The sequence below is a fragment of the Aeromonas sp. R5-3 genome (genome assembly GCF_040908225.1).
Lineage (GTDB): Bacteria > Pseudomonadota > Gammaproteobacteria > Enterobacterales > Aeromonadaceae > Aeromonas > Aeromonas dhakensis.
The window spans coordinates 104,206-128,803 of sequence record NZ_JBFODH010000026.1 but is presented as its reverse complement, the minus strand read 5'-3'; the positions used below and the strand labels follow the sequence as shown (position 1 = coordinate 128,803).

Annotated in this window: 40 protein-coding genes; 6 read left to right on the top strand and 34 right to left on the bottom strand. The window is 56.9% G+C overall.

Annotation, left to right across the window (positions count from 1 at the left end; translation table 11 throughout):
* The first annotated feature begins 171 nt into the window (after positions 1-171).
* Positions 172-693 (top strand): hypothetical protein, encoded by a 522-nt coding sequence (locus tag AB5Y95_RS18510; RefSeq protein ID WP_368161788.1) that lies wholly within the window; start codon positions 172-174, stop codon positions 691-693.
* Here the strand turns inward: AB5Y95_RS18510 and rplQ are convergent.
* From rplQ to rpsJ, 28 genes are all read right to left on the bottom strand, one after another.
* On the bottom strand, positions 635-1,018 hold the full coding sequence (rplQ, locus tag AB5Y95_RS18505) for a 50S ribosomal protein L17 (RefSeq protein WP_005307999.1): 384 nt from the start codon (positions 1,016-1,018) through the stop codon (positions 635-637). The two genes, AB5Y95_RS18510 and rplQ, sit on opposite strands and share 59 nt — an antisense overlap.
* A 43-nt stretch (positions 1,019-1,061) precedes the next feature.
* Positions 1,062-2,051, bottom strand: a complete 990-nt coding sequence (rpoA, locus tag AB5Y95_RS18500; RefSeq protein WP_005307997.1) for a DNA-directed RNA polymerase subunit alpha — start codon at positions 2,049-2,051, stop codon at positions 1,062-1,064.
* Between the two features lie 25 nt (positions 2,052-2,076).
* Entirely contained in the window at positions 2,077-2,697 is a 621-nt protein-coding gene (gene rpsD / locus AB5Y95_RS18495; RefSeq protein WP_005307996.1) for a 30S ribosomal protein S4, read from the bottom strand.
* A gap of 39 nt (positions 2,698-2,736) precedes the next feature.
* Positions 2,737-3,126 carry a 30S ribosomal protein S11 gene (gene rpsK, locus AB5Y95_RS18490; protein WP_005307993.1) on the bottom strand — a complete coding sequence of 130 codons (390 nt, stop codon included), beginning with the start codon at positions 3,124-3,126 and terminating at the stop codon, positions 2,737-2,739.
* A 14-nt stretch (positions 3,127-3,140) separates the two neighbouring features.
* Entirely contained in the window at positions 3,141-3,497 is a 357-nt protein-coding gene (rpsM, locus tag AB5Y95_RS18485) for a 30S ribosomal protein S13 (protein WP_005307991.1), read from the bottom strand.
* A gap of 139 nt (positions 3,498-3,636) precedes the next feature.
* Positions 3,637-3,750 carry a 50S ribosomal protein L36 gene (gene rpmJ, locus AB5Y95_RS18480; protein ID WP_005319705.1) on the bottom strand — a complete coding sequence of 38 codons (114 nt, stop codon included), beginning with the start codon at positions 3,748-3,750 and terminating at the stop codon, positions 3,637-3,639.
* Between the two features lie 27 nt (positions 3,751-3,777).
* Complete coding sequence (secY, locus tag AB5Y95_RS18475) at positions 3,778-5,106, bottom strand: preprotein translocase subunit SecY (RefSeq protein WP_005307989.1); 1,329 nt, start codon at positions 5,104-5,106, stop codon at positions 3,778-3,780.
* Between the two features lie 8 nt (positions 5,107-5,114).
* Positions 5,115-5,552: a 50S ribosomal protein L15 gene (gene rplO / locus AB5Y95_RS18470; RefSeq protein WP_005307987.1), complete on the bottom strand. Its 438-nt coding sequence runs from the start codon at positions 5,550-5,552 to the stop codon at positions 5,115-5,117.
* A 2-nt stretch (positions 5,553-5,554) separates the two neighbouring features.
* Complete coding sequence (rpmD, locus tag AB5Y95_RS18465; RefSeq protein WP_005307985.1) at positions 5,555-5,734, bottom strand: 50S ribosomal protein L30; 180 nt, start codon at positions 5,732-5,734, stop codon at positions 5,555-5,557.
* Between the two features lie 6 nt (positions 5,735-5,740).
* Entirely contained in the window at positions 5,741-6,241 is a 501-nt protein-coding gene (gene rpsE, locus AB5Y95_RS18460) for a 30S ribosomal protein S5 (RefSeq protein WP_005307983.1), read from the bottom strand.
* Positions 6,242-6,255: 14 nt separating this feature from the next.
* Positions 6,256-6,609: a 50S ribosomal protein L18 gene (rplR, locus tag AB5Y95_RS18455; protein WP_005340606.1), complete on the bottom strand. Its 354-nt coding sequence runs from the start codon at positions 6,607-6,609 to the stop codon at positions 6,256-6,258.
* 9 nt (positions 6,610-6,618) lie between these two features.
* Positions 6,619-7,152 (bottom strand): 50S ribosomal protein L6, encoded by a 534-nt coding sequence (gene rplF / locus AB5Y95_RS18450; protein WP_005307981.1) that lies wholly within the window; start codon positions 7,150-7,152, stop codon positions 6,619-6,621.
* 13 nt (positions 7,153-7,165) lie between these two features.
* Positions 7,166-7,558 carry a 30S ribosomal protein S8 gene (gene rpsH, locus AB5Y95_RS18445; RefSeq protein ID WP_005307980.1) on the bottom strand — a complete coding sequence of 131 codons (393 nt, stop codon included), beginning with the start codon at positions 7,556-7,558 and terminating at the stop codon, positions 7,166-7,168.
* A gap of 20 nt (positions 7,559-7,578) precedes the next feature.
* Positions 7,579-7,884 (bottom strand): 30S ribosomal protein S14, encoded by a 306-nt coding sequence (gene rpsN, locus AB5Y95_RS18440; protein WP_005307979.1) that lies wholly within the window; start codon positions 7,882-7,884, stop codon positions 7,579-7,581.
* 10 nt (positions 7,885-7,894) lie between these two features.
* Positions 7,895-8,434, bottom strand: coding sequence for a 50S ribosomal protein L5 (gene rplE / locus AB5Y95_RS18435; protein ID WP_005307978.1), 540 nt, complete (start codon positions 8,432-8,434; stop codon positions 7,895-7,897).
* Between the two features lie 13 nt (positions 8,435-8,447).
* Positions 8,448-8,765 (bottom strand): 50S ribosomal protein L24, encoded by a 318-nt coding sequence (gene rplX / locus AB5Y95_RS18430; protein WP_005307977.1) that lies wholly within the window; start codon positions 8,763-8,765, stop codon positions 8,448-8,450.
* An 11-nt stretch (positions 8,766-8,776) separates the two neighbouring features.
* On the bottom strand, positions 8,777-9,145 hold the full coding sequence (gene rplN / locus AB5Y95_RS18425) for a 50S ribosomal protein L14 (protein WP_005307975.1): 369 nt from the start codon (positions 9,143-9,145) through the stop codon (positions 8,777-8,779).
* A 147-nt stretch (positions 9,146-9,292) separates the two neighbouring features.
* Positions 9,293-9,541, bottom strand: coding sequence for a 30S ribosomal protein S17 (gene rpsQ / locus AB5Y95_RS18420; RefSeq protein ID WP_005307966.1), 249 nt, complete (start codon positions 9,539-9,541; stop codon positions 9,293-9,295).
* The gene (gene rpmC, locus AB5Y95_RS18415; protein WP_005307965.1) at positions 9,541-9,732 is read right to left on the bottom strand and encodes a 50S ribosomal protein L29; all 192 of its coding nucleotides are present in this window, start codon (positions 9,730-9,732) and stop codon (positions 9,541-9,543) included. Before rpmC ends, rpsQ begins: the two co-directional genes overlap by 1 nt.
* Complete coding sequence (rplP, locus tag AB5Y95_RS18410) at positions 9,732-10,145, bottom strand: 50S ribosomal protein L16 (protein WP_005307963.1); 414 nt, start codon at positions 10,143-10,145, stop codon at positions 9,732-9,734. Before rplP ends, rpmC begins: the two co-directional genes overlap by 1 nt.
* Before the next feature lie 13 nt (positions 10,146-10,158).
* Positions 10,159-10,872, bottom strand: a complete 714-nt coding sequence (gene rpsC / locus AB5Y95_RS18405; protein ID WP_005307962.1) for a 30S ribosomal protein S3 — start codon at positions 10,870-10,872, stop codon at positions 10,159-10,161.
* A 3-nt stretch (positions 10,873-10,875) separates the two neighbouring features.
* Positions 10,876-11,220: a 50S ribosomal protein L22 gene (gene rplV / locus AB5Y95_RS18400; RefSeq protein WP_005319741.1), complete on the bottom strand. Its 345-nt coding sequence runs from the start codon at positions 11,218-11,220 to the stop codon at positions 10,876-10,878.
* Positions 11,221-11,230: 10 nt separating this feature from the next.
* Positions 11,231-11,509 (bottom strand): 30S ribosomal protein S19, encoded by a 279-nt coding sequence (gene rpsS, locus AB5Y95_RS18395; RefSeq protein WP_005307960.1) that lies wholly within the window; start codon positions 11,507-11,509, stop codon positions 11,231-11,233.
* Between the two features lie 22 nt (positions 11,510-11,531).
* Positions 11,532-12,353, bottom strand: a complete 822-nt coding sequence (rplB, locus tag AB5Y95_RS18390; protein ID WP_005307957.1) for a 50S ribosomal protein L2 — start codon at positions 12,351-12,353, stop codon at positions 11,532-11,534.
* Positions 12,354-12,368: 15 nt separating this feature from the next.
* Positions 12,369-12,668 (bottom strand): 50S ribosomal protein L23, encoded by a 300-nt coding sequence (gene rplW / locus AB5Y95_RS18385; RefSeq protein WP_342690021.1) that lies wholly within the window; start codon positions 12,666-12,668, stop codon positions 12,369-12,371.
* Complete coding sequence (gene rplD / locus AB5Y95_RS18380) at positions 12,668-13,273, bottom strand: 50S ribosomal protein L4 (RefSeq protein WP_005307949.1); 606 nt, start codon at positions 13,271-13,273, stop codon at positions 12,668-12,670. Before rplD ends, rplW begins: the two co-directional genes overlap by 1 nt.
* Positions 13,274-13,290: 17 nt before the next feature.
* A complete protein-coding gene (rplC, locus tag AB5Y95_RS18375) occupies positions 13,291-13,923 on the bottom strand; it encodes a 50S ribosomal protein L3 (RefSeq protein WP_005307947.1) in 633 nt (210 codons plus the stop codon).
* Positions 13,924-13,945: 22 nt separating this feature from the next.
* Positions 13,946-14,257 (bottom strand): 30S ribosomal protein S10, encoded by a 312-nt coding sequence (rpsJ, locus tag AB5Y95_RS18370; RefSeq protein ID WP_005307944.1) that lies wholly within the window; start codon positions 14,255-14,257, stop codon positions 13,946-13,948.
* A gap of 355 nt (positions 14,258-14,612) precedes the next feature.
* Here rpsJ and AB5Y95_RS18365 point away from each other — a divergent pair, with 355 nt between their 5' ends.
* On the top strand, positions 14,613-15,527 hold the full coding sequence (locus AB5Y95_RS18365) for a DMT family transporter (protein WP_019840959.1): 915 nt from the start codon (positions 14,613-14,615) through the stop codon (positions 15,525-15,527).
* A 37-nt stretch (positions 15,528-15,564) separates the two neighbouring features.
* On the opposite strand, the gene envZ is transcribed toward AB5Y95_RS18365, so the two are convergent.
* Both envZ and ompR read right to left on the bottom strand, forming a co-directional pair.
* Positions 15,565-16,875 (bottom strand): two-component system sensor histidine kinase EnvZ, encoded by a 1,311-nt coding sequence (envZ, locus tag AB5Y95_RS18360; RefSeq protein ID WP_010635419.1) that lies wholly within the window; start codon positions 16,873-16,875, stop codon positions 15,565-15,567.
* Complete coding sequence (gene ompR, locus AB5Y95_RS18355) at positions 16,872-17,591, bottom strand: two-component system response regulator OmpR (RefSeq protein ID WP_005307934.1); 720 nt, start codon at positions 17,589-17,591, stop codon at positions 16,872-16,874. Before ompR ends, envZ begins: the two co-directional genes overlap by 4 nt.
* 225 nt (positions 17,592-17,816) lie before the next feature.
* Here ompR and greB point away from each other — a divergent pair, with 225 nt between their 5' ends.
* Both greB and AB5Y95_RS18345 read left to right on the top strand, forming a co-directional pair.
* Positions 17,817-18,290, top strand: a complete 474-nt coding sequence (gene greB, locus AB5Y95_RS18350; protein ID WP_011704309.1) for a transcription elongation factor GreB — start codon at positions 17,817-17,819, stop codon at positions 18,288-18,290.
* A 279-nt stretch (positions 18,291-18,569) separates the two neighbouring features.
* A complete protein-coding gene (locus AB5Y95_RS18345; RefSeq protein ID WP_368161787.1) occupies positions 18,570-20,879 on the top strand; it encodes a Tex family protein in 2,310 nt (769 codons plus the stop codon).
* Positions 20,880-20,936: 57 nt separating this feature from the next.
* Here the strand turns inward: AB5Y95_RS18345 and AB5Y95_RS18340 are convergent, their stop codons facing one another.
* The 4 genes from AB5Y95_RS18340 to bioH all read right to left on the bottom strand — a co-directional run bounded on the left by AB5Y95_RS18340 (position 20,937) and on the right by bioH (position 23,172).
* Complete coding sequence (locus tag AB5Y95_RS18340; RefSeq protein WP_005307922.1) at positions 20,937-21,215, bottom strand: hypothetical protein; 279 nt, start codon at positions 21,213-21,215, stop codon at positions 20,937-20,939.
* Between the two features lie 88 nt (positions 21,216-21,303).
* Positions 21,304-22,101, bottom strand: a complete 798-nt coding sequence (locus AB5Y95_RS18335; RefSeq protein WP_017778594.1) for a putative metalloprotease CJM1_0395 family protein — start codon at positions 22,099-22,101, stop codon at positions 21,304-21,306.
* Between the two features lies 1 nt (position 22,102).
* Positions 22,103-22,336 (bottom strand): flagellar basal body rod C-terminal domain-containing protein, encoded by a 234-nt coding sequence (locus tag AB5Y95_RS18330; protein ID WP_005307918.1) that lies wholly within the window; start codon positions 22,334-22,336, stop codon positions 22,103-22,105.
* 71 nt (positions 22,337-22,407) lie between these two features.
* The gene (gene bioH, locus AB5Y95_RS18325; RefSeq protein ID WP_139430981.1) at positions 22,408-23,172 is read right to left on the bottom strand and encodes a pimeloyl-ACP methyl ester esterase BioH; all 765 of its coding nucleotides are present in this window, start codon (positions 23,170-23,172) and stop codon (positions 22,408-22,410) included.
* A gap of 37 nt (positions 23,173-23,209) precedes the next feature.
* On the opposite strand from bioH, the gene AB5Y95_RS18320 reads away from it, so the two are divergent.
* Both AB5Y95_RS18320 and nfuA read left to right on the top strand, forming a co-directional pair.
* Positions 23,210-23,938 (top strand): ComF family protein, encoded by a 729-nt coding sequence (locus AB5Y95_RS18320; protein WP_368161786.1) that lies wholly within the window; start codon positions 23,210-23,212, stop codon positions 23,936-23,938.
* Between the two features lie 80 nt (positions 23,939-24,018).
* Complete coding sequence (gene nfuA / locus AB5Y95_RS18315) at positions 24,019-24,597, top strand: Fe-S biogenesis protein NfuA (RefSeq protein ID WP_005307891.1); 579 nt, start codon at positions 24,019-24,021, stop codon at positions 24,595-24,597.
* The last annotated feature ends 1 nt before the right edge of the window (position 24,598 follow it).

The window sequence follows — 24,598 nt, the reverse complement described above, 5'->3', positions numbered from 1 at the left end:
GATTGCTTGATTCAAATTGTTAAAGAGCGACGCAGCTTTTGGCTGCTGCGGGAGTGGCATTCTACTCAACCGCCTTCTCGAGTCAAGCCTTATTTGCAAAGGCTTTTCGAGGTTACCGACCGGCTTGTTTGCGTTGCCGCTTGCCGTGTCGATGGAGGCGCATTATAGGGAGTGAATTCGTTCTGGCAACCCCTCCCCTGCAATAAAATTGCAAAAAACTGCACTTTTTTAGTTATTCATATCCAAGCACAGCTTTTATACAAACTTATCCACAGAAATGATGAGATTGACCTATCTCAGCGCCCTTCTTGCGTAACAAGAAGCAAAGATCTTCATATCTACCTAACTGGATGTCGTGCGCTAATAGACATCACATATAAAGCTGTAGACCTTGACCGGTCCCGGAACCAGGTTGAGGCAGTTGAGGCAGTTGAGGCAGTTGAGGCAGTTGAGGCAGTTGAGGCAGTTGAGGCAGTTGAGGCAGTTGAGGCAGTTGAGGCAGTTGAGGCAGTTGAGGCAGTTGAGGCAGTTGAGGCAGTTGAGGCAGTTGAGGCAGTTGAGGCAGTTGAGGCAGTTGAGGCAGTATCAGAATCAACTAAAAGAAAAGCCGGGACAAGCCCGGCTTTTTCTTTTATCACTCAGCAGCTGCTTCAGCAGCGGCCGGGCGGTCTACCAGCTCAATGTAAGCCATAGGGGCGTTATCGCCAGCACGGAAACCGCATTTCAGAATGCGAGTATAACCGCCGGCGCGCTCCAGGTAGCGCGGGCCCAGTTCATTGAACAGCTTAGCCACGATCGCGTTATCGCGAGTACGGGCAAATGCCAGGCGACGATTAGCAACGCTATCAGTCTTGGCAAGGGTGATCAGCGGTTCAACTACACGACGCAGCTCTTTTGCCTTAGGCAGAGTCGTCTTGATGATCTCATGACGAACCAGGGAGCTGGCCATGTTGCGGAACATAGCCTGACGATGGCTGCTGTTCCGGTTCAGTTGACGACCACTCAAACGATGGCGCATGACCTTATCCTTCTAACTAAATCTGTGAAACCCGTAATCTGGATTACTCGTCAGCGATGCTGGCGGGCGGCCAGTTCTCAAGGCGCATGCCAAGAGACAGACCACGGGAGGCCAACACGTCCTTGATCTCAGTCAGGGACTTCTTACCGAGGTTAGGAGTCTTCAGCAACTCAACTTCGGTACGCTGTACCAGATCACCAATATAGTGGATAGCTTCTGCCTTCAGACAGTTCGCAGAACGAACTGTCAGCTCCAAATCATCGACAGGACGCAGCAGAATCGGATCAAACTCGGGTTTCTCTTCTTTCTTCTCGGGCACGCTGACATCGCGCAGATCCACGAAGGCTTCCAGTTGCTCGGCCAGAATAGTGGCAGAACGACGGATGGCTTCTTCAGGATCCAGGGTACCATTGGTCTCCATGTCGATGACCAGCTTGTCCAAGTCGGTACGCTGTTCAACCCGTGCTGCCTCAACATTGTAGGCAATACGAACGATGGGGCTGAACGCGGAGTCCAGCAGCAGGCGACCGATAGGACGCTCTTCATCATCGTTGTGAACACGAGCAGAAGCAGGCACATAACCACGACCACGCTGAACTTTCAGGCGCATGCTGATTTCAGCATTGGCACCAGTCAGGTGGCAGATTACGTGCTCCGGGTTTACGATCTCGACTTCATCACCGTGAGTGATATCACCAGCGGTAACGGGGCCTGTTCCAGACTTGGTCAGGGACAGAGTTACCTCGTCCTTGCCTTCCAGCTTCACAGCGATACCTTTCAGGTTGAGCAGGATTTCAAGAATGTCTTCCTGTACACCTTCTTTGCTGCTGTACTCATGCAGTACACCGTCAATTTCGACTTCAGTAACTGCACAACCGGGCATAGAAGACAGCAAAATACGACGCAGGGCGTTGCCCAGCGTGTGACCAAAGCCACGCTCGAGTGGCTCAAGAGTCACTTTCGCATGAGTCGGGCTAACTTGCTCGATGTCAACTAGCCGCGGTTTAAGAAAATCTGTTACAGAACCCAGCATTGTGTCCTCTCTTTAGAAGCTAGCTTTACTTGGAGTAAAGCTCGACGATCAGCTGTTCGTTAATGTCGGCAGACAGGTCGGAACGCTCTGGCAGACGCTTGAAAGCACCTTCCATTTTAGCGGCATCAACCTCTACCCAAGTCGGCTTCTCGCGCTGACCAGCAACCTCAAGGGCCGCTTTGATACGCGCTTGCTTCTTAGCCTTCTCACGAACGCAGATCACGTCCTCAGGGGAAACCTGGAAAGAAGGAATGTTCACAACGCGACCGTTTACCATGATGGCCTTGTGGCTCACCAGCTGACGAGATTCAGCGCGGGTAGCACCGAAGCCCATGCGGTAGACGACGTTGTCCAGACGACCTTCCAGCAGCTGCAACAGGTTTTCACCGGTGTTACCCTTTTGACGGGCAGCGTCGCGGTAGTAGTTGCGGAACTGTTTTTCCAATACGCCGTAGATACGACGAACTTTTTGTTTCTCGCGCAGCTGAACACCGTAGTCAGACAGACGCGCTTTACGCGCACCGTGTTGACCAGGAACGGTGTCAATCTTGCACTTAGAATCAATCGCACGAACACCAGACTTCAGGAAGAGGTCGGTGCCCTCACGACGGCTAAGCTTAAGCTTAGGACCGATATATCTTGCCATCTTCTTTCTCCAACAATCCTAGACCAAGTAGCTACAGCGTTACACGCGGCGCTTCTTGGGAGGACGACAACCGTTGTGCGGGATCGGAGTCACATCAGTAATGTTAGTGATGCGGAAACCAGCCGCGTTCAGAGCGCGGATGGAAGACTCACGACCGGGACCCGGACCTTTAACCATGACTTCCAGGTTCTTCACGCCATATTCTTTGGCCATCTCACCAGCGCGCTCGGCAGCTACCTGAGCAGCGAACGGGGTGGACTTACGAGAACCACGGAAACCGGAACCACCAGAAGTAGCCCAAGACAGAGCGTTGCCCTGACGGTCAGTAATGGTCACGATTGTGTTGTTGAAAGATGCATGAACGTGCGCAATACCGTCGCTCACTTGCTTTTTAACGCGCTTGCGAGCACGAGTCGGAGTTTTAGCCATTTTCTACCTTCCCGTTACTTCTTGATAGCCTTGCGCGGACCCTTACGGGTACGAGCGTTGGTCTTGGTACGTTGACCACGAACAGGCAGGCTACGACGGTGACGCAAACCACGGTAGCAACCCAGATCCATCAATCGCTTGATGTTCATGGAAATCTGACGACGCAGGTCACCTTCAACGGTGAATTTACCTACTTGTTCACGCAGACTCTCGATCTGAGCTTCGTCCAGGTCTTTAATTTTCACATTCTCAGCGATACCGGCTGCAGCACAAATGGCCTTGGAGCGGGTACGACCGACGCCATAAATAGCAGTCAAAGCGATGACTGCATGCTTATGGTCAGGAATGTTAATGCCAGCGATACGGGCCACTATTCACTCCTACATATAGTAGATTACGACCACCACAAAGCCCGTGAGCGGATACGTGGCGGTCAACCAATACACAACAAAAGTTGGCTGGCTATATTAGCCAGCACAACTATTTGTTGCAAGTACTAACCGTAAAAAATTAGCCTTGGCGCTGTTTATGCTTTGGCTCGCTGCAAATCACACGCACCACACCGTGACGCTTGATGATTTTGCAGTTACGGCAGATTGCCTTAACGGAAGCACGAACTTTCATTGCTTAACTCCGTAACTACGCCGACCTTTAGCGGCCGTAGCCCTTCAGGTTGGCCTTCCTCAGGACATCGCCATATTGATGAGACATCATATGGGTCTGAACCTGAGCCATGAAGTCCATGATAACTACCACAATAATCAGCAGCGAGGTGCCACCGAAATAGAACTGAACGTTCCAGGCAGTCATCAGGAACTGGGGTACCAGACAGATAAAGGTTATATAGAGCGCACCTGCCAATGTCAGGCGGGTCATAACCTTATCGATATAACGTGCTGTCTGCTCGCCCGGGCGGATCCCCGGGATAAAGGCTCCACTCTTCTTCAGGTTATCTGCTGTCTCGCGGGGGTTGAACACCAGCGCGGTATAGAAGAAGCAGAAGAAGATAATGGCTGCTGCATAGAGCATCTCATACAAGGGCTGACCCGGCTGCAGGACCATAGAGACCTGTTGCAGGATATCGGCGACCTTGCCCTCGCCCTGACCAAACCAAGAGGTAATGGTCCCCGGGAAGAGGATGATGCTGGATGCGAAAATCGCAGGAATCACACCGGCCATATTTACTTTCAACGGCAGGTGTGTGCTTTGCGCTGCGAATACCTGGCGGCCTTGTTGACGCTTGGCATAGTTAACGACGATACGACGCTGACCACGCTCCACGAACACCACAAAGTAAGTCACTGCGAAAACAATCAAGCCCAGCAACAACAACAGCAGGATGTGCAATTCCCCTTGACGTGCCTGTTCGGCCGTAGCGCCAATGGCATGAGGCAGACCAGCAACGATACCTGTGAAGATAATCAACGAGATACCATTACCAATCCCACGCTCGGTAATCTGCTCACCCAACCACATCAAGAACATGGTACCGGTGACCAGACTCACAACGGCTGTGAAATAGAAGCCCAAACCCGGATGAGTCACGAGTCCCTGCATCATATTCGGCAGACCGGTTGCAATACCAATGGCCTGGAAAGTTCCCAAAACCAGCGTGCCCCAACGGGTATATTGGCTAATCTTGCGACGGCCGGATTCACCTTCTTTCTTGAGTTCAGCAAGAGCGGGGTGAACCACAGTCAGCAGCTGGATAATGATCGAGGCCGAAATGTACGGCATGATCCCCAGCGCAAGAATAGAAGCACGCGAGAGTGCACCACCACTGAACATGTTGAACATCTCAATGATGGTGCCCTTCTGTTGTTGGAACAACTCGGCCAGTACGGCGGCGTCAATACCAGGAATCGGCACATAAGAGCCTGCACGGAAAACGATAATCGCCCCGAGAACGAAGAGCAGACGGCTCTTCAGTTCACTCAGACCACCCTGTGCTTTAACATCCAATCCTGGTTTCTTAGCCATTGTACTGATTATTCCTCGATTTTACCGCCAGCGGCCTCGATGGCTGCACGTGCACCCTTGGTGACGGACAGACCACGAACGGTCACAGCACGGTCAATGTTGCCAGACAGAACAACTTTAGCGAACACGATGTTTTTGGTAATAACACCGGCTTGCTTCAGAGTGCTCACGTCGACCACATCACCTTCTACCAGGGCGATTTCGTTCAGGCGCACTTCGGCAGAAACCAAAGATTTGCGAGAGAAGAAACCGAACTTCGGCAGACGGATTTTCAAAGGCATCTGGCCGCCTTCGAAACCGTTGCGGACTTTGCCGCCACCGGAACGAGAGGTTTGACCTTTAACACCACGACCACCGGTCTTGCCCAGACCAGAACCGATACCACGGCCCGGACGGTGCTTAACGCGCTTGGAACCAGCGGCCGGAGACAGAGTATTCAGACGCATGCTTAGCCCTCCACCTTAACCATGTAATAAACCTGGTTGATCATGCCGCGTACGCAGGGAGTATCTTCCAGCTCAACGGTGTGACCAATGCGACGCAGACCCAGACCACGCAGAGTCGCCTTGTGCTTTGGCAGACGGCCGATAGAGCTGCGAGTTTGAGTTACTTTTACAGTGTTAGCCATGTCGCATTACCCCAGAATTTCTTCAACGCGCAGACCACGCTTGGCAGCGATCTGTTCCGGGGATTGACCCTGAACCAGAGCGTCTACAGTGGCGCGAACAACGTTGATTGGGTTGGTGGAACCGTAGGTCTTAGCCAGCACGTTGTGGATACCAGCAACTTCCAGAACGGCACGCATAGCGCCGCCTGCGATGATACCAGTACCTTGAGAGGCCGGCTTCATGAACACGGTGGAACCGGAGTGAACACCTTTCACCGGGTGGTGCAGGGTGCCGTTGTTCAGCTCAACCTTGTTCAGGTTACGCTTAGCCTGTTCCATCGCTTTTTGAATAGCGGCCGGAACTTCACGGGCTTTACCGTAACCGTAACCTACACGGCCGTTACCATCACCCACCACGGTCAGCGCGGTGAAGGACATGATACGACCACCTTTAACAGTTTTCGAAACACGGTTTACTGCAATCAGCTTTTCTTGCAGTTCGCCGGCTTGAGATTCGACTTTAGCCATCTTCGACTCCTAGCTTAGAACTGAAGACCAGCGTCACGTGCAGCAGCTGCCAGAGCAGCGATGCGACCGTGATACTTGAAACCGGAACGATCGAAAGATACGTTCTGAACGCCTTTGGCAATGGCACGCTCGGCGATAGCCTTACCTACAGCGGTAGCAGCATCTGCGTTACCGGTGTATTTCAGAGCTTCACTGATGGCCTTCTCTACTGTGGAAGCAGAGGCCAGAACTTCGGAACCGTTGGCTGCAATAACCTGCGCATAGATGTGACGCGGGGTACGGTGAACAACCAGACGGGTAGCTCCCAGTTCCTGCATCTTTTTCCGAGCACGAGTAGCACGACGGAGACGAGCTGCTTTCTTGTCCATAGTGTTACCTTACTTCTTCTTAGCTTCTTTAGTACGCACTTGCTCGTTGGCATAGCGTACACCCTTGCCCTTGTAGGGCTCCGGAGCGCGGTAAGCACGGATATCGGCGGCGACTTGGCCAACCAGCTGCTTGTCGACACCACGCAGAACGATTTCTGTGGCAGTCGGGCACTCAGCGGTCACACCAGCCGGCAGCGCATGCTCTACCGGGTGAGAGAAGCCCAGAGCCAGCGCAACAGCATTGCCCTTGATGGAGGCTTTATAACCTACACCAACCAGCTGCAGCTTGCGCTCGAAGCCTTGGGTAACACCGATTACCATGTTGTTGACCAATGCACGGGCAGTACCGGCCTGAGCGTCAGCACCAGCGATGCCGTCGCGCGGGGCGAACTTCAGTACATTGTCTTCTTTGGTCACTTCTACACCGGCGTGAATAGAGCGAACCAGGGAACCTTTACCACCTTTGATGGACAGTTCCTGGCCGTTCAGAGTCACCTCTACGCCAGCAGGAATAGTGACGGGTGCCTTAGCAACACGAGACATTTCCTACCTCCTATTAAGCGACGTAGCAGATGATCTCACCGCCCATGCTTGCTTTACGGGCAGCACGGTCAGTCATCACACCTTTAGACGTGGACACGATAGCAACACCGAGACCGCCCATAACTTTCGGCAGATCAGTAGTGCGCTTGTAAATACGCAGGCCGGGACGGCTCACGCGTTGGATCAGTTCTACAACCGGCTTGCCCTGGAAATATTTCAGTTCAATTTCCAGTTCCGGTTTCACGTCACCAGCTACGGAGTAGCCAGCGATGTAACCTTCTTCTTTCAGCACTTTGGCAATAGCCACTTTCAGCTTGGAAGAAGGCATGGAAACCGCAACTTTGCTCGCCGCCTGACCGTTACGGATGCGGGTCAGCATATCCGCGATCGGATCTTGCATGCTCATAGTCTAACTCCCGAGATTCTTTACCAAGAGGCCTTTTTCAGGCCCGGAATTTCGCCCTTCATGGCATGCTCACGCACCTTGATGCGGGACAGACCAAACTTACGCAGGAAACCGTGCGGACGACCAGTAATGTTGCAACGGTTACGCTGACGGGACGGACTGGAATCACGGGGCAGCTGTTGCAGTTGCAGAACAGCATCCCAACGCGCTTCTTCAGAAGCGTTCATATCAACGATGATAGCTTTGAGCTCGGCACGCTTGGTCGCGTACTTGGCTACCAGCTTCGCACGCTTTACTTCACGTGCTTTCATGGATGTTTTAGCCATAACCCTAACCTTACTTGCGGAATGGGAAGTTAAAGGCAGCCAGCAGAGCACGGCCTTCTTCATCGGTATTCGCGGAAGTGGTGATGGTGATATCCAGACCACGAACGCGATCGACCTTGTCATAGTCGATTTCCGGGAAGATGATTTGCTCACGCACGCCCATGGAGTAGTTACCACGACCGTCGAACGCTTTAGCGTTCAGGCCACGGAAGTCACGGATACGCGGTACGGAGATGCAAATCAGCCGTTCCAGGAACTCCCACATACGCTCGCCACGCAGGGTTACTTTACAACCTATCGGGTAGCCTTCACGAATCTTGAAGCCCGCAACAGATTTGCGAGCTTTGGTGATCAGCGGCTTCTGACCGGAAATGGCAGCCATATCGGCAGCAGCATTTTCCAGCAATTTCTTGTCAGAGATCGCTTCACCAACACCCATGTTCAGGGTGATTTTCTCGATCCGAGGGACTTGCATGATAGTCTTGTAACCGAACTGCTTGGTCAGTTCATTTACTACATCTGATTTGTAGTAATCATGCAGTTTCGCCATCGTTAAACTCCAATTACTTCACAAGTTCGCCGGTGGATTTGAAGAAACGAACTTTCTTGCCGTCTTCAATCCGGAAACCAACGCGGTCAGCTTTGCCAGTGGCAGAGTTGAACAGCGCTACGTTAGATACATCGATGGGGGCTTCTTTGGTGACGATACCGCCAGCCTGACCCAGTGCGGGTACCGGCTTCTGGTGTTTCTTCACCTGGTTGATGCCTTCCACGATTACCTTACCTTTAGCAATCAGAACTTGAGTGACTTTGCCACGCTTGCCCTTGTCTTTGCCGGTAAGAACAATCACTTCGTCTTCGCGACGGATTTTAGCTGCCATCGTTCGACTCCTTACAGTACTTCGGGTGCCAGGGACACAATCTTCATGAACTTCTCATTACGCAGTTCACGGGTCACCGGGCCAAAAATACGAGTACCGATCGGCTGCTGGTTGTTGTTAAGCAACACAGCCGCATTGTTGTCGAAACGGATGACAGAGCCGTCCGGACGACGAACGCCTTTACGGGTGCGTACGACCACCGCGTTATACACATCACCTTTCTTCACTTTACCGCGAGGAATGGCTTCCTTGATGGAAACCTTGATGATGTCGCCGATGCCGGCGTAACGGCGGTGCGAACCACCCAGAACCTTAATACACATTACACTGCGAGCGCCGGAGTTGTCGGCAACACCCAGCATACTTTGCATCTGGATCATCTTAGTGCTCCGCTTTGTTTACTTCTTATCCCTCTCGGGATCTGGCTGCCTTCAAAAGGCGCGAAACTATAACACAGGATTTTTAGAAAAGGTAGCCTAAAAAACAAACGGCCCCGTCAAGGGGCCGTTTAGACTACAAAGTACCGATTAGGCCTTTTCTACAACGGCAACCAGGGTCCAGGACTTGGTCTTGGACAGCGGGCGGCATTCGCGGATTTCCACGAGGTCGCCAGCTTTGCATTCGTTGTTTTCGTCATGCACGTGCAGCTTGGTAGTGCGCTTGATGATCTTACCGTAGATCGGGTGCTTTACCTTGCGCTCGATGGCAACAGTGATGGACTTGTCCATCTTGTCGCTGATTACACGACCCTGCAGAGTACGGATTTTATCAGTCATTACGCACCTGCCTTCTCAGTCAGTACAGTCTTGATACGTGCGACGTCACGACGCACTTGTTTCAGAGTGTGAGTCTGAGCCAGCTGGCCGGTGGAAGCTTGCATGCGCATGTTGAATTGCTCGCGCAGCAGGCCCAGCAGCTCCTGGTTCAGTTCTTCGACGCTCTTTTGACGCAGATCTTGGGCTTTCATCACATCACCGTCTTAATTACGAAAGTGGTCTGAACAGACAGCTTGGCTGCGGCCAGGGCGAACGCTTCACGCGCCAGAGCCTCAGGTACACCGTCCATCTCGTACAGAACCTTGCCAGGCTGGATCGGGCAAACCCAGTATTCCACGTTACCCTTACCTTTACCCATACGAACTTCGAGGGGCTTTTCGGTAATCGGCTTGTCCGGGAACACACGGATCCAGATCTTACCCTGACGCTTAACGTGACGGGTCATGGCACGACGGGCTGCTTCGATTTGACGAGCAGTCAGCTGGCCACGGGATGTCGCCTTCAGGCCAAAGGTACCGAAGGATACTTCGTTACCAGAGTTGGCCAGACCGCGGTTACGACCCTTGTGGGTCTTGCGGAATTTAGTACGCTTTGGTTGCAACATTTACCGAATCTCCTTACTTGGCAGCGCGGCGCTTGTTGTCACGCTTGGGCTTCGCAGGAGCTTGCTCTTGAGCAGCGGCAGCGTTGACAGCAGCCAGACCGCCCAGAACTTCGCCCTTGAAGATCCAAACTTTAACGCCGATCACACCGTAAGTGGTGTGGGCTTCAGAAGTTGCGTAGTCGATGTCGGCACGCAGGGTGTGCAGAGGCACACGACCTTCACGGTACCATTCGGTACGCGCGATTTCAGCGCCGCCCAGACGACCGGAAACTTCCACCTTGATGCCCTTGGCACCCAGGCGCATGGCGTTTTGTACGGCGCGCTTCATAGCACGACGGAACATTACGCGACGCTCCAGCTGGGAAGTGATGCTGTCGGCAACCAGTTTGCCATCCAGCTCCGGCTTGCGGACTTCGGAAATGTTGATCTGAGCAGGCACGCCAGCAATAGTGGCTACAGCTTTGCGCAGTTTTTCAACGTCTTCGCCTTTCTTACCGATCACAACACCCGGACGAGCGGTGTGAATGGTCACACGGATGCTCTTGGCCGGACGCTCGATGGTGATCTTGGACAAGGACGCGTTTTTCAGTTCCTTGGTCAGGAACTGGCGTACTTGAAAATCGCTGTACAGGTTGTCAGCGAAGTCTTTGGTGTTCGCGAACCAGGTAGAATTCCAAGGCTTGGTAATACCCAGGCGAATGCCATTAGGATGTACTTTCTGACCCATTGCTTATCTCCCAGCCTTAGCGTCGGATACCACTACGGTGATGTGAGCGGTACGCTTGAGGATACGATCCGCGCGACCTTTGGCACGAGGACGGATGCGCTTCATGGAGGGACCTTCGTCGACCATGATAGTAGCAACACGCAGGGCGTCGATGTCGGCGCCTTCGTTGTGCTCAGCGTTTGCAATGGCAGATTCCAGCACTTTCTTCACCAGAACTGCAGCCTTTTTCGGGCTGAAGGTCAGGATGTTCAGAGCCTTGTCTACGGACAGACCACGTACTTGATCGGCTACCAGACGAGCTTTCTGGGCAGAAGTACGGGCATAACGGTGTTTAGCGATAGCTTCCATCATTTATCCCTTAGCGCTTCTTAGCCTTCTTATCAGCAGCATGGCCGCGATAAGTACGAGTAGGTGCGAATTCACCCAGTTTGTGACCGATCATTTCTTCGGTAACGAAAACCGGAACGTGCTGACGACCATTATGGACAGCGATGGTCAAACCGATCATGTTCGGGATGATCATTGAACGACGGGACCAGGTCTTAACCGGCTTTTTATCCCCGCTTTCCACCGCTTTCTCTACCTTCTTCAGCAAGTGCAGGTCGATAAATGGACCCTTCTTGAGAGAACGTGGCATGGTGATTCCTCTATGTTAACAATTACTTGTTACGACGACGTACGATGTACTTGTCGGTACGCTTGTTCTTACGGGTCTTGAAGCCTTTAGCCTTCTGGCCCCATGGGGACACAGGCTGCATGCCCTTGTTACGACCCTCACCACCACCGTGCGGGTGGTCTACCGGGTTCATCGCCATACCGCGAACGGTCGGACGAATACCACGCCAGCGGTTTGCACCGGCTTTACCCAGTTGACGCAGCATGTGCTCGGAGTTACCAACTTCACCGATGGTGGCGCGGCACTCGGCCAGAACTTTACGTACTTCGCCGGAACGCAGACGCAGAGTTACATAGTTACCTTCACGAGCCAGGATCTGGATGAAAGTACCAGCGGAACGAGCCAGCTGGGCACCTTTACCAGGCTTCATCTCAACAGCGTGAACGGTAGAACCGACCGGGATGTTGCGCATCGGCAGGGTGTTACCTACCTTGATTGCGGCATCAGCACCAGAAGCGATTGCATCACCAGCTTTCAGGCCTTTCGGAGCCAGGATGTAACGACGCTCACCGTCTGCATACAGCACCAGGGCGATGTTTGCGGTACGGTTCGGATCGTATTCCAGGCGCTCTACTTTAGCCGGGATACCGTCTTTGTCGCGCTTGAAGTCGACGATACGGTAGTGTTGCTTGTGACCACCGCCGATGTGACGGGTGGTGATGCGGCCGTTGTTGTTACGACCACCGGACTTGTCTTTCTTGTCCAGCAGAGCTGCAAAGGGCTTGCCCTTGTACAGGTCTTGGTTGACGATCTTGACGACGTGGCGGCGGCCCGGAGAAGTAGGCTTGCACTTAACGATTGCCATTTTTCAGAACTCCTCTTACTCGGCTGCGCCCATGAAGTCGATGTCCTGACCAGCTTTCAGGGTCACATAAGCCTTTTTCCAATCGGAACGACGGCCTACGCGTGCACCTGCGCGCTTGGTCTTACCCTTCATATTCAGGGTACGGACGGTCTCAACTTCGACCTCGAACAGTTTCGCAACTGCAGCTTTGACTTCCGCCTTGGTGGCATCAACAGCAACTTTGAACACGATAGTGTTCTGCTTTTCTGCGACCATGGTGCTCTTTTCAGAGATGTGCGGAGCCTTCAGAACTTTCAGCAGACGCTCTTCACGGATCATGCCAGCATCTCCTCGATTTGCTTAACTGCGTCAGCAGTCATCAGAACCTTGTCGAAAGCGATCAGGCTGACCGGGTCGATACCGGCAACATCACGCACGTCAACTTTGTACAGGTTACGAGCAGCCAGGAACAGGTTCTCATCGACTTCAGCAGTCACGATCAGAACGTCAGACAGTTCCATTTCTTTCAGCTTGGCGATCAGTTCTTTGGTTTTCGGAGCTTCGATGCCGAACTTCTCAACAACGATCAGGCGCTCTTGACGTACCAGCTCGGACAGGATGCTACGGATAGCGCCGCGGTACATCTTCTTGTTTACTTTCTGGCTGTGATCTTGCGGCTTAGCAGCAAAAGTCACACCACCGGAACGCCAAATGGGCGAACGGATGGAGCCAGCACGGGCACGACCAGTACCCTTCTGACGCCACGGCTTTTTGCCGCCACCAGACACTTCAGAGCGAGTCAGCTGCGCACGAGTACCCTGACGGGCACCAGCGGCATAAGCAACGACAACCTGGTGAACCAGAGCTTCGTTGAATTCGCGCCCGAAGGTAGTCTCGGAAACTTCAAGAGCGCTCTTGGCGTCTTTCATTACCAATTCCATTACTATCTCCTCAGACGTTACGCTTTGACGGCAGGTTTAACGATCACGTTGCCGTTGGTTGCACCCGGTACTGCGCCTTTGATGAGCAGCAGGTTGCGTTCAGCGTCAACACGAACCAGTTCCAGGTTCTGAGTCGTTACACGCTCAGCACCCATGTGACCAGCCATCTTTTTGCCCTTGAATACACGGCCCGGGGTCTGGTTTTGACCGATGGAGCCAGGTACACGGTGGGACAGAGAGTTACCGTGGGTCATATCCTGGGTGCGGAAGTTCCAGCGCTTAACAGTACCGGCAAAACCTTTACCCTTGGATGTGCCGGTAACGTCTACCAGCTTAACGTCAGCGAGAAGATCTACTTTCAGCTCGCTACCAACAGTGAAAGTTTCACCGTTGTTCAGGCGGAATTCCCACAGACCGCGACCGGCTTCTACACCAGCTTTGGCGAAGTGGCCAGCTTCCGGCTTGGTTACGCGGCTAGCTTTCTTGGAGCCAGTGGTAACCTGAATAGCGTTGTAGCCGTCGGTTTCTACAGATTTGACCTGAGTTACACGGTTAGCTTCAACTTCGATAACAGTCACGGGGATAGAAACGCCATCTTCAGTGAAGATGCGAGTCATACCCACTTTGCGACCTACAAGACCGATTGTCATTGTTATCAACCTCTTTCCGTAATTAACCCAGGCTGATCTGGACGTCTACACCAGCTGCCAGATCCAGACGCATCAGAGCGTCTACGGTCTTGTCAGTCGGCTCAACGATGTCTACCAGACGCTTGTGAGTGCGGATCTCGTACTGATCACGCGCGTCTTTGTTGACGTGCGGGGAGATCAGAACGGTGAAACGCTCTTTGCGAGTCGGCAGCGGGATAGGACCGCGAACCTGCGCGCCAGTGCGCTTAGCAGTTTCAACGATTTCCGCAGTGGATTGATCGATCAGGCGATGATCAAAAGCCTTCAGGCGGATACGGATTCTTTGGTTCTGCATTGACAGAGCTCCAATAGATAAAAGAACATAAATCAACACCGCCCGACCGAGATTACTCCCGCCAGAGGTGTGATTTTTCACGTTTCTCCCCATATCGGGGAGACTGTATGGCTGGCCTTCGCAAGCGAAAAACTCAGCAAGCAGACATATCGTCTGGCTTACCTCATGGGTAAGCGGAGGAGATTATACGGATTTTTTCAATTTGCGCAAGGGAAGGCGAACAGAATGTGCACAATTTTATGTGACGATGGATCTCTGCCGCCGCCACATGATCCCCCGCCCGGCGCGGGTAACGACAATGTTGCAAACAGGCTGGTAGACTGTGCCACAGCCTTGATCACCGGAACGATTTCTCATGCTCAAAGATCAGAAAAAAGCCTATCAATATGGCCTCTGCGCCGTCGCCCTCTGGTCGACGGTGGCCAGCGCCTTCAAGATCTCTCTCGCCTACTTCGAGCCGGTGCAGCTGTTGCTGGTCGCGGCCTGCACCTCGACCCTGACGCTGGGGGTGATCGTGGCCTGTCAGGGCAAGCTGCCGCTGCTGCTCAGCTACATCAAGGGCCGCCCCCTCTACTATCTGGCGCTGGGGGTGCTCAACCCCTTCCTCTATTACCTGCTGCTGTTCAAGGCGTATGATCTGCTGCCCGCCCAACAGGCGCAGACCCTCAACTACACCTGGGCCATCACCCTCAGTCTGCTGGCCGTCCCCTTCCTCGGCCAGAAGCTGCGCCGCCGCGACGGGGTGGCCATCGTGCTGGGCTACTTCGGTGCTCTGGTGATCGCGACCAGGGGGGATGTGTTCGGTCTGCAGTTCGACAGCCCCCTCGGCGTGACGCTGGCGCTGGTGTCGACCCTCATCTGGGCCGGCTACTGGATCCTCAACACCCGCAATCAGGGAGATCCCATCGTCAGCCTGCTGCTCGGCTTCATCATCAGCCTGCCCTTCATCGTCGCGGCGACCTGGCTGCTCTCCGATTTTGCCATGAACGCCTGGCAGGGGTGGGCCGGCGCCATCTATGTCGGGCTGTTCGAGATGGGCTTCGGCTTCGTGCTCTGGCTGATGGCTCTGCGCCACGCCACCAACACGGCCCCCATCAGCAACCTCATCTTCATCTCGCCCTTTGCCTCGCTGGTACTGCTCAACCTGTTGATCGGCGAGACCATCCACCCGGCCACCCCCATCGGGTTGGCGCTGATCGTGGCGGCCCTGCTGATCCAGCAGCTGAAATACGGCAAGCGTTACCGCAAGGCGACCGAGCCGCAGGCCTGACAATACAGAAGGGCGCATCCATGGATGCGCCCTTCGTTCAATCAATCCACTCCAGCGGCTGGTTCTTGGGCAGCCGGATCTCCACCAGCAAGCCCCCCTGCTCGGCACGCCCCAGCCTGATGGTGCCGTGATGCTGGGAGACGATCTTGGCGACGATGGCCAGCCCCAGCCCACTGCCGCTGCCGGTACGCGCCTCGTTGCCCTGGGTGAAGGGCTTGAGTACCCGGTAGTAATCCTGTTCCGGAATGCCGGGACCGTCATCCGACAAGCGCAGCCTGACCCAGTGACCGTCATCCTTGAGCTCGGCCTGCAGCCGGCTCGCCCCGTAGCGCAACGAATTGCCCGACAGGTTGTTGAGGATGCGCCGGATACTGATGGGGTTGCAGGCGACCCGCACCGCCTCGGCTGGCAGCTCGAGCTCCACCTCCAGCCCCTGGTCGGTCTGCACCAGCAGCACATCGTGGATCAGCTGGGTCAGGTCCACCGGTTGGGTATCCAGCCCCTCGTCCGGGCGAATGTAGTCGATGAACTGGTCGATGATGCCGTTGGATTCGTCGATGTCCGCGTTGATGCTCTCCTTGAGATACTCATCCCCGGAGGACATCATCTCGGTCGCCAGCCGGATACGGGTCAGCGGCGTACGCAGATCGTGGGAAACGCCCGCCATCATCATGTTTCGCTCTTCGATAAGGCTCTTGATGGAGCTCGACATGTGGTTGAAGGTGCGGGTCAGCCGGCGCACCTCCCGCGAGCCCTGCTCCCCCAGCGCATCGGGGAAGTTGCCGCGAGCAACCGCCACGGCCCCCGCCTCCAGCTCCTCCAGCGGCCGCACCAGCTGGCGGGCAAAGCGCCAGGCCGCGAACAGGGTCACCACCAGCAGCACGCTCATGTAGAGGATCAGCGGCTCGATGTCGTCATCTTCGATCTCGGTCAGCGGGATGCGCACCCACACCTTGTTGGCCTGGGGCGGCTGGATCCAGATGATGTAGTGGTCCTGGATCTCGACCCGCACCTTGGTCTTGCCCCCCAGCTCGCGACTGATGCTCTCTTCCAGATAGGTGTAGGGCTTGGACTCCTTGAGCCCGTGCTGCTCCGCCTCGGTCTGGGTATAGATGTCGCTGCCGGTCGCCACGTAAACCAGCGCCTCGGCATCTTCACTGAGCGCCAGCTGGTTGCTCTCGACCGGGAAGATGAGCTTGACCTGATTGGCCAGCAGGTGGCTGATCTGCTTGACGGTCGGCGCCAGCAGATAGTTGTAGAAGGTGGCATAGGAGACAAACTGATAGACCACCAGCACGGCGGCCAAAAACCAGAGCATGCGGGAGAACATGCTGCTCACTTTCTTCATTCGCCGTCACCGTCCGGCACGAACACATAGCCCAGACCCCAGACGGTCTGCAGATAACGGGGCTGCGCCGGGTCCTGCTCCAGCAGGCGGCGCAGGCGGGAGACCTGCACATCGATGCTGCGCTCGGTGGCGGTATATTCGCGACCGCGGGCCAGGTTCATCAGTTTGTCGCGGGAGAGAGGCTCGCGCGGATGGCTCACCAGCACCTTGAGCACGGCGAATTCGCCGCTGGTCAGTGCCACCGGATCACCATCGCGACTCAACTCACGGGTCGCCAGGTTGAGCTGGTAGCTGCCAAAGCTCACCACCTTCTCGGCGGTAGAGGGGGCGCCCGGCAACTCGACGGTGTGGCGGCGCAACACGGCGCGGATCCGGGCCAGCAGCTCACGAGGGTTGAACGGCTTGGGCAGGTAATCATCGGCTCCCATCTCGAGGCCGACGATGCGGTCCACCTCATCCCCCTTGGCGGTCAGCATCAGCACCGGGATCTGGTTGCCAGCCTCGCGCAGGCGGCGACAGATGGAGAGGCCGTCTTCCCCCGGCAGCATCAGGTCGAGCACCATCAGGCTGAAGTTCTCTCGGGTCAGCAGGCGGTCGGCCTGTTCGCCATTGGCGACGCCCCGAACCACGAACCCCTGTTCGGTCAGGTAGCGCTCCAGCAGGGAACGTAATTTCAAATCATCGTCGACGACCAGAACCTTGTATTGCTGACTCATTGCTTGCCTCTCCTCTCGATATGCTGCCAATACTAGAGCCCGGACTCGTAACGGCAAAGCATAAATATGTTACCGGTTATTGCCCGTGCTGCCGGCATGACGCCACTTTTCCCCTGCCCCCAACGTCATCCGGCCCGCCAGTTTTTGCTCGACAGCAAGGCGACAGCGGATAAGATCTGCCGAGCCATAAGAGGCTCATCCGCCCCATCGACACAGGGACCCGCCATGAAGACCAAGTTGATCACCCGTGAAGGCTACAACAAGCTCAAGCAGGAGCTCGATTTCCTCTGGCGCGAGGAGCGCCCCGAGACCACTCGCAAAGTGGCCTGGGCGGCCAGCCTCGGCGATCGCAGCGAGAATGCGGATTACCAGTACAACAAGAAGCGGCTGCGGGAGATCGATCGGCGGGTCCGTTACCTGCGCAAGTGCCTCGAGGAGCTGGGGATCGTCGACTACTCCCCCGCCCAGGAGGGCAAGGTCTTCTTCGGCGCCTGGGTCGAGGTGGAAAACGAGGAGGGAGAGACCAAGCGTTTTCGCATCGTCGGCTATGACGAGATCTTCGAGCGCAAGGATTACATCTCCATCGACTCCCCCATGGCCCGCGCCCTGCTCAAGAAAGAGGTGGGTGACGAGGCCATAGTGCGTACGCCAGTCGGTGACGCCTGCTGGTACATCAATGAGATCAGCTATCCCAAATAAGCCGGCGTCACGCCACAGCCACCTGCCCTGCCAACCGGCTACCACAGCCAGCATGGGTTTGCTCCGCCTCTCATCCAGGGCGGACACCGCCCTCTCTACCAGGGCTGGCATCCCGCTGCCCGAGCCCATATAGTGCTCACACCCGGCGCCTTGCGGCGCTAACCGGCCCGCGCGGCAGTGGCCTGGCTGATACCTTGAGTACCGCCCTGACAGCCTCTTGCCCGGCGACATCGCCCTCGCGCCAGCCCGTTGTTCTGGACCCGACTACAGAGACCCTCGATGCAAAGCCACGTAATAGAACATCAGATTGCCGGTGAGCTGAATGCCCGCCCGGAACAGGTGCAGGCCGCCGTTCGCCTGCTGGACGAAGGCGCCACCGTCCCCTTCATCGCCCGTTACCGCAAAGAGGTGACTGGCGGTCTGGACGACAGCCAGCTGCGCACCCTGGAGAGCCGTCTCGGTTACCTGCGTGAACTGGCGGATCGCCGCCAGGTGATCCTGCGCTCCATCGAAGAGCAGGGCAAGCTGACCCCCGAGCTGGCCCGCGAGCTGAACGAGGCCGACAGCAAGACCCGGCTGGAAGATCTCTACCTCCCCTACAAACCCAAGCGCCGCACCAAGGGGCAGATGGCCATCGAGGCGGGGCTGGAGCCACTGGCGAATTTGCTGCTGGGTGACCCGATGAAAGATCCCGAACAGGAGGCGGCCCGCTTCCTCAATGCCGAGCAGGGGATCAGCGACAACAAGGCCGCCCTCGACGGTGCCCGCTACATCCTGATGGAGCGCTTCGCCGAGCAGGCGGCTCTCCTTGAGAAGCTGCGGGACTATGTGTGGCAAAACGCCACCCTGCGCGCCCGCGTGGTGGCAGGCAAGGAGCAGGAAGGGGCCAAATTCAAGGACTACTTCGAGCACGACGAGCCGCTGCACAAGGCCCCCTCCCACCGGGTGCTGGCCATGCTGCGCGGCCGCAACGAGGGGATCCTCAACCTGGCGCTGGTCACCGGTGACGACGAGAGCGCCAGCCCCTGCGAGGGGATCATCGCCCATCACCTCAGACTGAACCTGCAGAGTCGCCCGGCCGACAAGTGGCTGCAGGGGGTGGTGAGCTGGACCTGGAAGATCAAGCTCTCCCTGCAGATGGAGACCGAGCTCATTGGCCGCATCCGCGAGTCGGCGGAAGAGGAGGCGATCAAGGTGTTCGCCATGAACCTCAAGGATCTGTTGATGGCGGCACCGGCCGGCATGCGCTGCACCATGGGGCTGGATCCCGGCATCCGTACCGGGGTCAAGGTGGCCGTGGTGGATGCCACCGGCAAGCTGGTCGATACCGCGACCATCTATCCGTTCGAACCCAAGCGCCAGGTTGACCAGAGCCTCAAGACCCTGAGCGAGCTGTGCCAGAAGCACAAGGTCGAACTCATCAGCATCGGCAACGGCACCGCCTCGCGGGAAACCGACCGCCTGGTGAGCGATCTGTTCGAGCGCTACCCGGCCACCAAGGCCCAGAAAATTGTGGTGAGCGAGGCAGGGGCCTCGGTCTACTCCGCTTCCGAACTTGCCTCCCTGGAGTTTCCGGATCTGGACGTCTCCTTGCGCGGCGCCGTCTCCATCGCCCGCCGGCTGCAGGATCCGCTGGCCGAGCTGGTCAAGATCGACCCCAAGAGCATCGGCGTCGGCCAGTACCAGCACGACGTCGGCCAGAGCCAGCTGGCCCGCCGGCTCGATGCGGTGGTCGAGGATTGCGTGAACGCGGTCGGAGTGGATGTGAATACCGCCTCGGTCGCCCTGCTCAACCGGGTCTCCGGCCTCTCCCAGACCCTGGCCCAGAACATCGTCGCCTACCGCGACGAACACGGCGCCTTCCAGCACCGTCAACAACTGCTGAAAGTGAGCCGGCTCGGCCCCAAGGCATTCGAGCAGTGCGCCGGCTTCCTGCGCATTCGCGGCGGCAGCAACCCGCTGGACGGCTCCGCAGTGCACCCGGAATCCTACCCAGTGGTGGAGCGGATCCTCGCCAAGCTGGAGCAAACCGTGGACAGCCTGCTGGGCAACAGCAGCCTGCTGCGCACCCTCAAGCCCGCCGACTACACCGATGAGCAGTTCGGGGTACCCACCGTCACCGACATCATCGGCGAGCTGGACAAGCCGGGCCGTGACCCGCGCCCCGAGTTCAAGACCGCTACCTTCAAGGAGGGGGTGGAGAAAATCAGCGATCTGGTGCCCGAGATGGTACTGGAAGGGGTGGTCACCAACGTCACCAACTTCGGCGCCTTCGTTGACATCGGCGTCCATCAAGATGGCCTGGTGCACATCTCCTCCCTGACCGCTCGCTTCGTCAAGGATCCTCGCGAGGTGGTCAAGGCCGGCGACATCGTCCGGGTCAAGGTGCTGGAGGTGGACGTACCGCGCAAGCGCATCAGCCTGACCATGCGTCTGGATGAGAAGGCCGGCCAGCCGGCGCGCAAACCGGCCGAGCCGCGTCACACCGGTAACAACGCCAAGTCGAAACAGGCCCCCCGTCAGAGCACCCCGACCGACGGCGCCATGGGCAACGCCTTCGCAGCCGCTCTCTCCAAACTGAAGAAATAAGCCCCAGAATGCAAAAAGCCCCGCGAGGGGCTTTTTTGTGCCGGTGGTGCAGCCGCTTCACTCGGCCAGTGCGCTCAGAATGGCGTCGGCCTCCTGATGGGCCGCCAGCACCTCCCGCAGCCGGTTGAATGCCTTGCAGGCCTCTTGTGGATATTTGCCATAAGAGACGACGCCGGTATGACTCCACCCTGCCGCCAGCATCACCTTTTTCTTGAAATGGGTGCCTTCGGTACCGCCCCCACCGAGCTGCATCAAAAACTGCTCCATCTGGAGGTGCGGCGGAGGGACACGGGAGAAGGTGGCAAAATCTTCCGGTTTGACTTCATCAAAGTGCATGACGACTCCTGTGAGTGTGGATGGGATTACCCCTCAGAGTAGTTGCAAATAGTCGCGTGCGGGGGAAAAACAGGGGGAATTGCCAGGCTCAGACGCTCAGGTTGAAGCTCTGCGGAGTCGCTGGCTTGACCGCCTGCTGATAGCGCTGGGCAATGACCTGGTTGCGCTGCTCCATGTAGCCATTCAACACCCCGGTCTTGGCACTGCCATCGGCCTTCAAGGTGGAGTCCGGATCGGCAGAGATCAGCGCCTTGCGGGCCTGCGCCTCCTTGGCCGCGGCACTCCTTGCCACACTCAGGTCCTGGGAGGAGGGTTGTGCCGGCGCCAGTGCGGCGGCACGAACCTGCTGCATCTTGGCGATGGTGGCCCTGGGGTCGCCGGGAATGACGCTGATGTCGATGGAAACGCCGCCACCGGTGGCATAGCGCTTGCCATCCGGCCCCATGGCAAACTGGTAGGTCGGGCTGCCGGCATACTGACCGCCAGTGCTCTGATGAGCCTGCTCGTGGGTTCGCACCTCCTGATCCCTGTCTGCCAGCTCCTTGACCTGCAGCTCCTGTTTCTGCTGCTGTTCTTGTTGTTTGGGATCCTGCTGCTTGTTGCGCTGGCCGTCTTCACCGGTGGCCTCGACGAAACGGTTGTCGACGGCAGCCTGAGGGTTGCCGGTCTGGGAGCCCTCCCGTGCCTGCTGGGAGGTCTGATTGGCGTTGGCCTGAGTGGATCTGGATTTGTCTTTCTGGGAGCCGACCTCGGGCTCGGCATTGAAGGCCTCGGTCTGGCGGCTCTGGGGGATGAGGGCTGCGCGGCGATTGTCAGTACGTGCCGATTCCGTCTGCGGTTGCAGCTGGTTGGGAATGATGGTTGGCAGACTGACATTGATGTTCATGTCACACCCGGATGTCGATCAGGGTTCCCATCATGTCGCTGGCGGTCTGGATCACCTTGGCGGAGGCACCGGCCTGCACCTCGGCACTCTTGAGGTTCACCAGTTCCTCGGGCAACTGCACCTTGTCACCGCTCGGGGTGTTGAGCCTGGCGATCTGATTGGATGCCTTGTCGGCGATCTGCTCCGCACGCTGGAACCCCTGTACACCGCTGTTCAATGCAGAATCTATACGCATGACAATTCTCCTCTGACACTGGATTAATTATCCGTCACCCCAGAGGATTAATGAAGCAAATTGGCTATTTTTCAACCTACAAAATGTTCAATGATTTCAATGAACTGCTGTGGATGAGAAATAAAGGGCGCGTGTGAGGCCTTTTCCAGCACCACACTGCGGCTGGCCGGGTAGCGCTCGTCCAGCAGAGGAATGGAGGCTTTGGGCACCAGCGAATCCAGCCGGCCGTAGACCCGCAGCCAGGGCAGGTTCAACTGCACCAGCTCATCGCGCAGATCGACATCGGCCAGCAAACCGAGCCCCGCCTCCAGCGCGGCCAGCTGTGGAGCAGGACGCTCCGCCAGCCAGTGGCGCAGCTGACGGATGTCGTCTCTGGCGTGTTCGCTGCCCATGGCCTGGATCGCCAGGAAGCGTTCAATGGTCTGCTTGAAGTCCCCCGCCAACATCTGGTTGAACCCGGTCAGCACCTTGGGGGCGATCCCCGGCCACTCGTCGCGGGCCATGAAACAGGGGGAACTGGCCACCGTGATCAAGGAGTGCAGTCGCTCGGGATGGTTCAAGGCCAATTGGCTGGCCACCAGACCACCGAGGGACCAACCCAACAAATGGCACTGCTCCGGCAGGATGGCAGCAACTTGTTCCGCCAGCCAGGGCAGACTGTACTCGGCCTCACCCACCAGCGGGCTATTGCCAAAGCCTGGCAGATCCACCAGATGGACGCGATAGCGAGCCGCCAGGGCCGGCACAATACCGTGCCAGACCGCGCCATTCATTCCCCATCCGTGCAACAGCACCAGATCGGGCCCCTGACCAAACCGCTCTACCGATACGCTCATCTAGACTCAAGATCCTGTTCACTCTGTTGGGGTCAGCATGTTAAAGCGGCTACTCGCCAAAGCAAGTCCGATCCTCGGCAGTCATGCCGACTGGCAAGGCAGCTGCCTGCTCTGCCAGCAACCTTGCGATGCTGACCCCTTGCTGTGCAGCTGGTGCCGACAGGCCCTGCAGCAGGTTGACCACAGCTGCCGCTTGTGTGCTGCCCCCTTGCCGGCACGGGATGAAGCGCGCGAGCCGATCTGCGGTCGCTGCCAGCGCAGGCCGCCGCCATGGGAGCGACTGCAGGTCATAGGTGACTACCAACCACCCTACCCCATGCTGATCCCACGGCTGAAGTATTCCGGCCAGATTCTGCTGGCCCCTCTGCTCGCCAGGGTGCTGGCGGATCATCTGGATTGCCGCGAGCCGCCACAGGCCATCATTCCGGTCCCCCTGCACTGGTGGCGCCAGTGGTGGCGTGGCTTCAACCAGGCGGAAGAGATAGCCCGCGCCCTCGGCGAGCTGACCGGCATCCCCTGCGATAATCGGCTGCTGCGCCGGGTCAGGGCAACGCCGCAGCAGACCAAGTTGAGTGCGGGCCAACGGCGGCGCAATCTGCGCGGCGCCTTCCAGATCCGCCCCCATGATTATCAGCACGTGGCGCTGCTCGATGATGTGGTCACCACGGGCGCCACCGCCGGCCACCTCACCCGCCTACTGCATGAGAGCGGAGTCACAAAGGTGGAAGTGTGGGCCATCTGTCGTACCCTCAAGCACCTCAAGTAGCCAACGGCACGCTACCCAAGCCTTGCCAACAGAGTTATCATGAATACCCTAGTCGTACACTCAGGTTTATGAGGATAGTGATGATCAGCATTTCCGACACCGCCCAGGCCCATTTCCGTAAATTGCTGGAAAAACAGCCTGACGGCACCAATATCCGGGTGTTTGTGGTCAATCCGGGAACCCAGAATGCCGAGTGCGGCGTATCATATTGCCCACCCGACGCGGTCGATCCGGAAGATCAACACCTGCCCTTCAGCGGCTTCGACTGCATGGTCGATCCCTTGAGCGCCCCCTTCCTGGTGGATGCCACCATCGACTTCGTCACCGATCAGATGGGCTCCCAGCTCACCCTGAAAGCCCCGAACGCCAAGATGCGCAAAGTGGCCGACGACGCCCCGCTGATCGACCGTATCGAGTACGTGTTGATGTCCGAGGTGAACCCCATGCTGGCCGGTCACGGTGGCAAAGTCACCCTGGTCGAACTGACCGAGGACAAGCTGGCCATCCTGCAATTCGGCGGTGGTTGCAACGGTTGCTCCATGGTCGATTACACCCTGAAAGAGGGGATCGAGAAGCAGCTGCTGGAAAAATTCCCGGGCGAGCTCAACGGCGTCAAGGATGCCACCGAGCACCAGCGCGGCGATCACTCCTACTACTGAT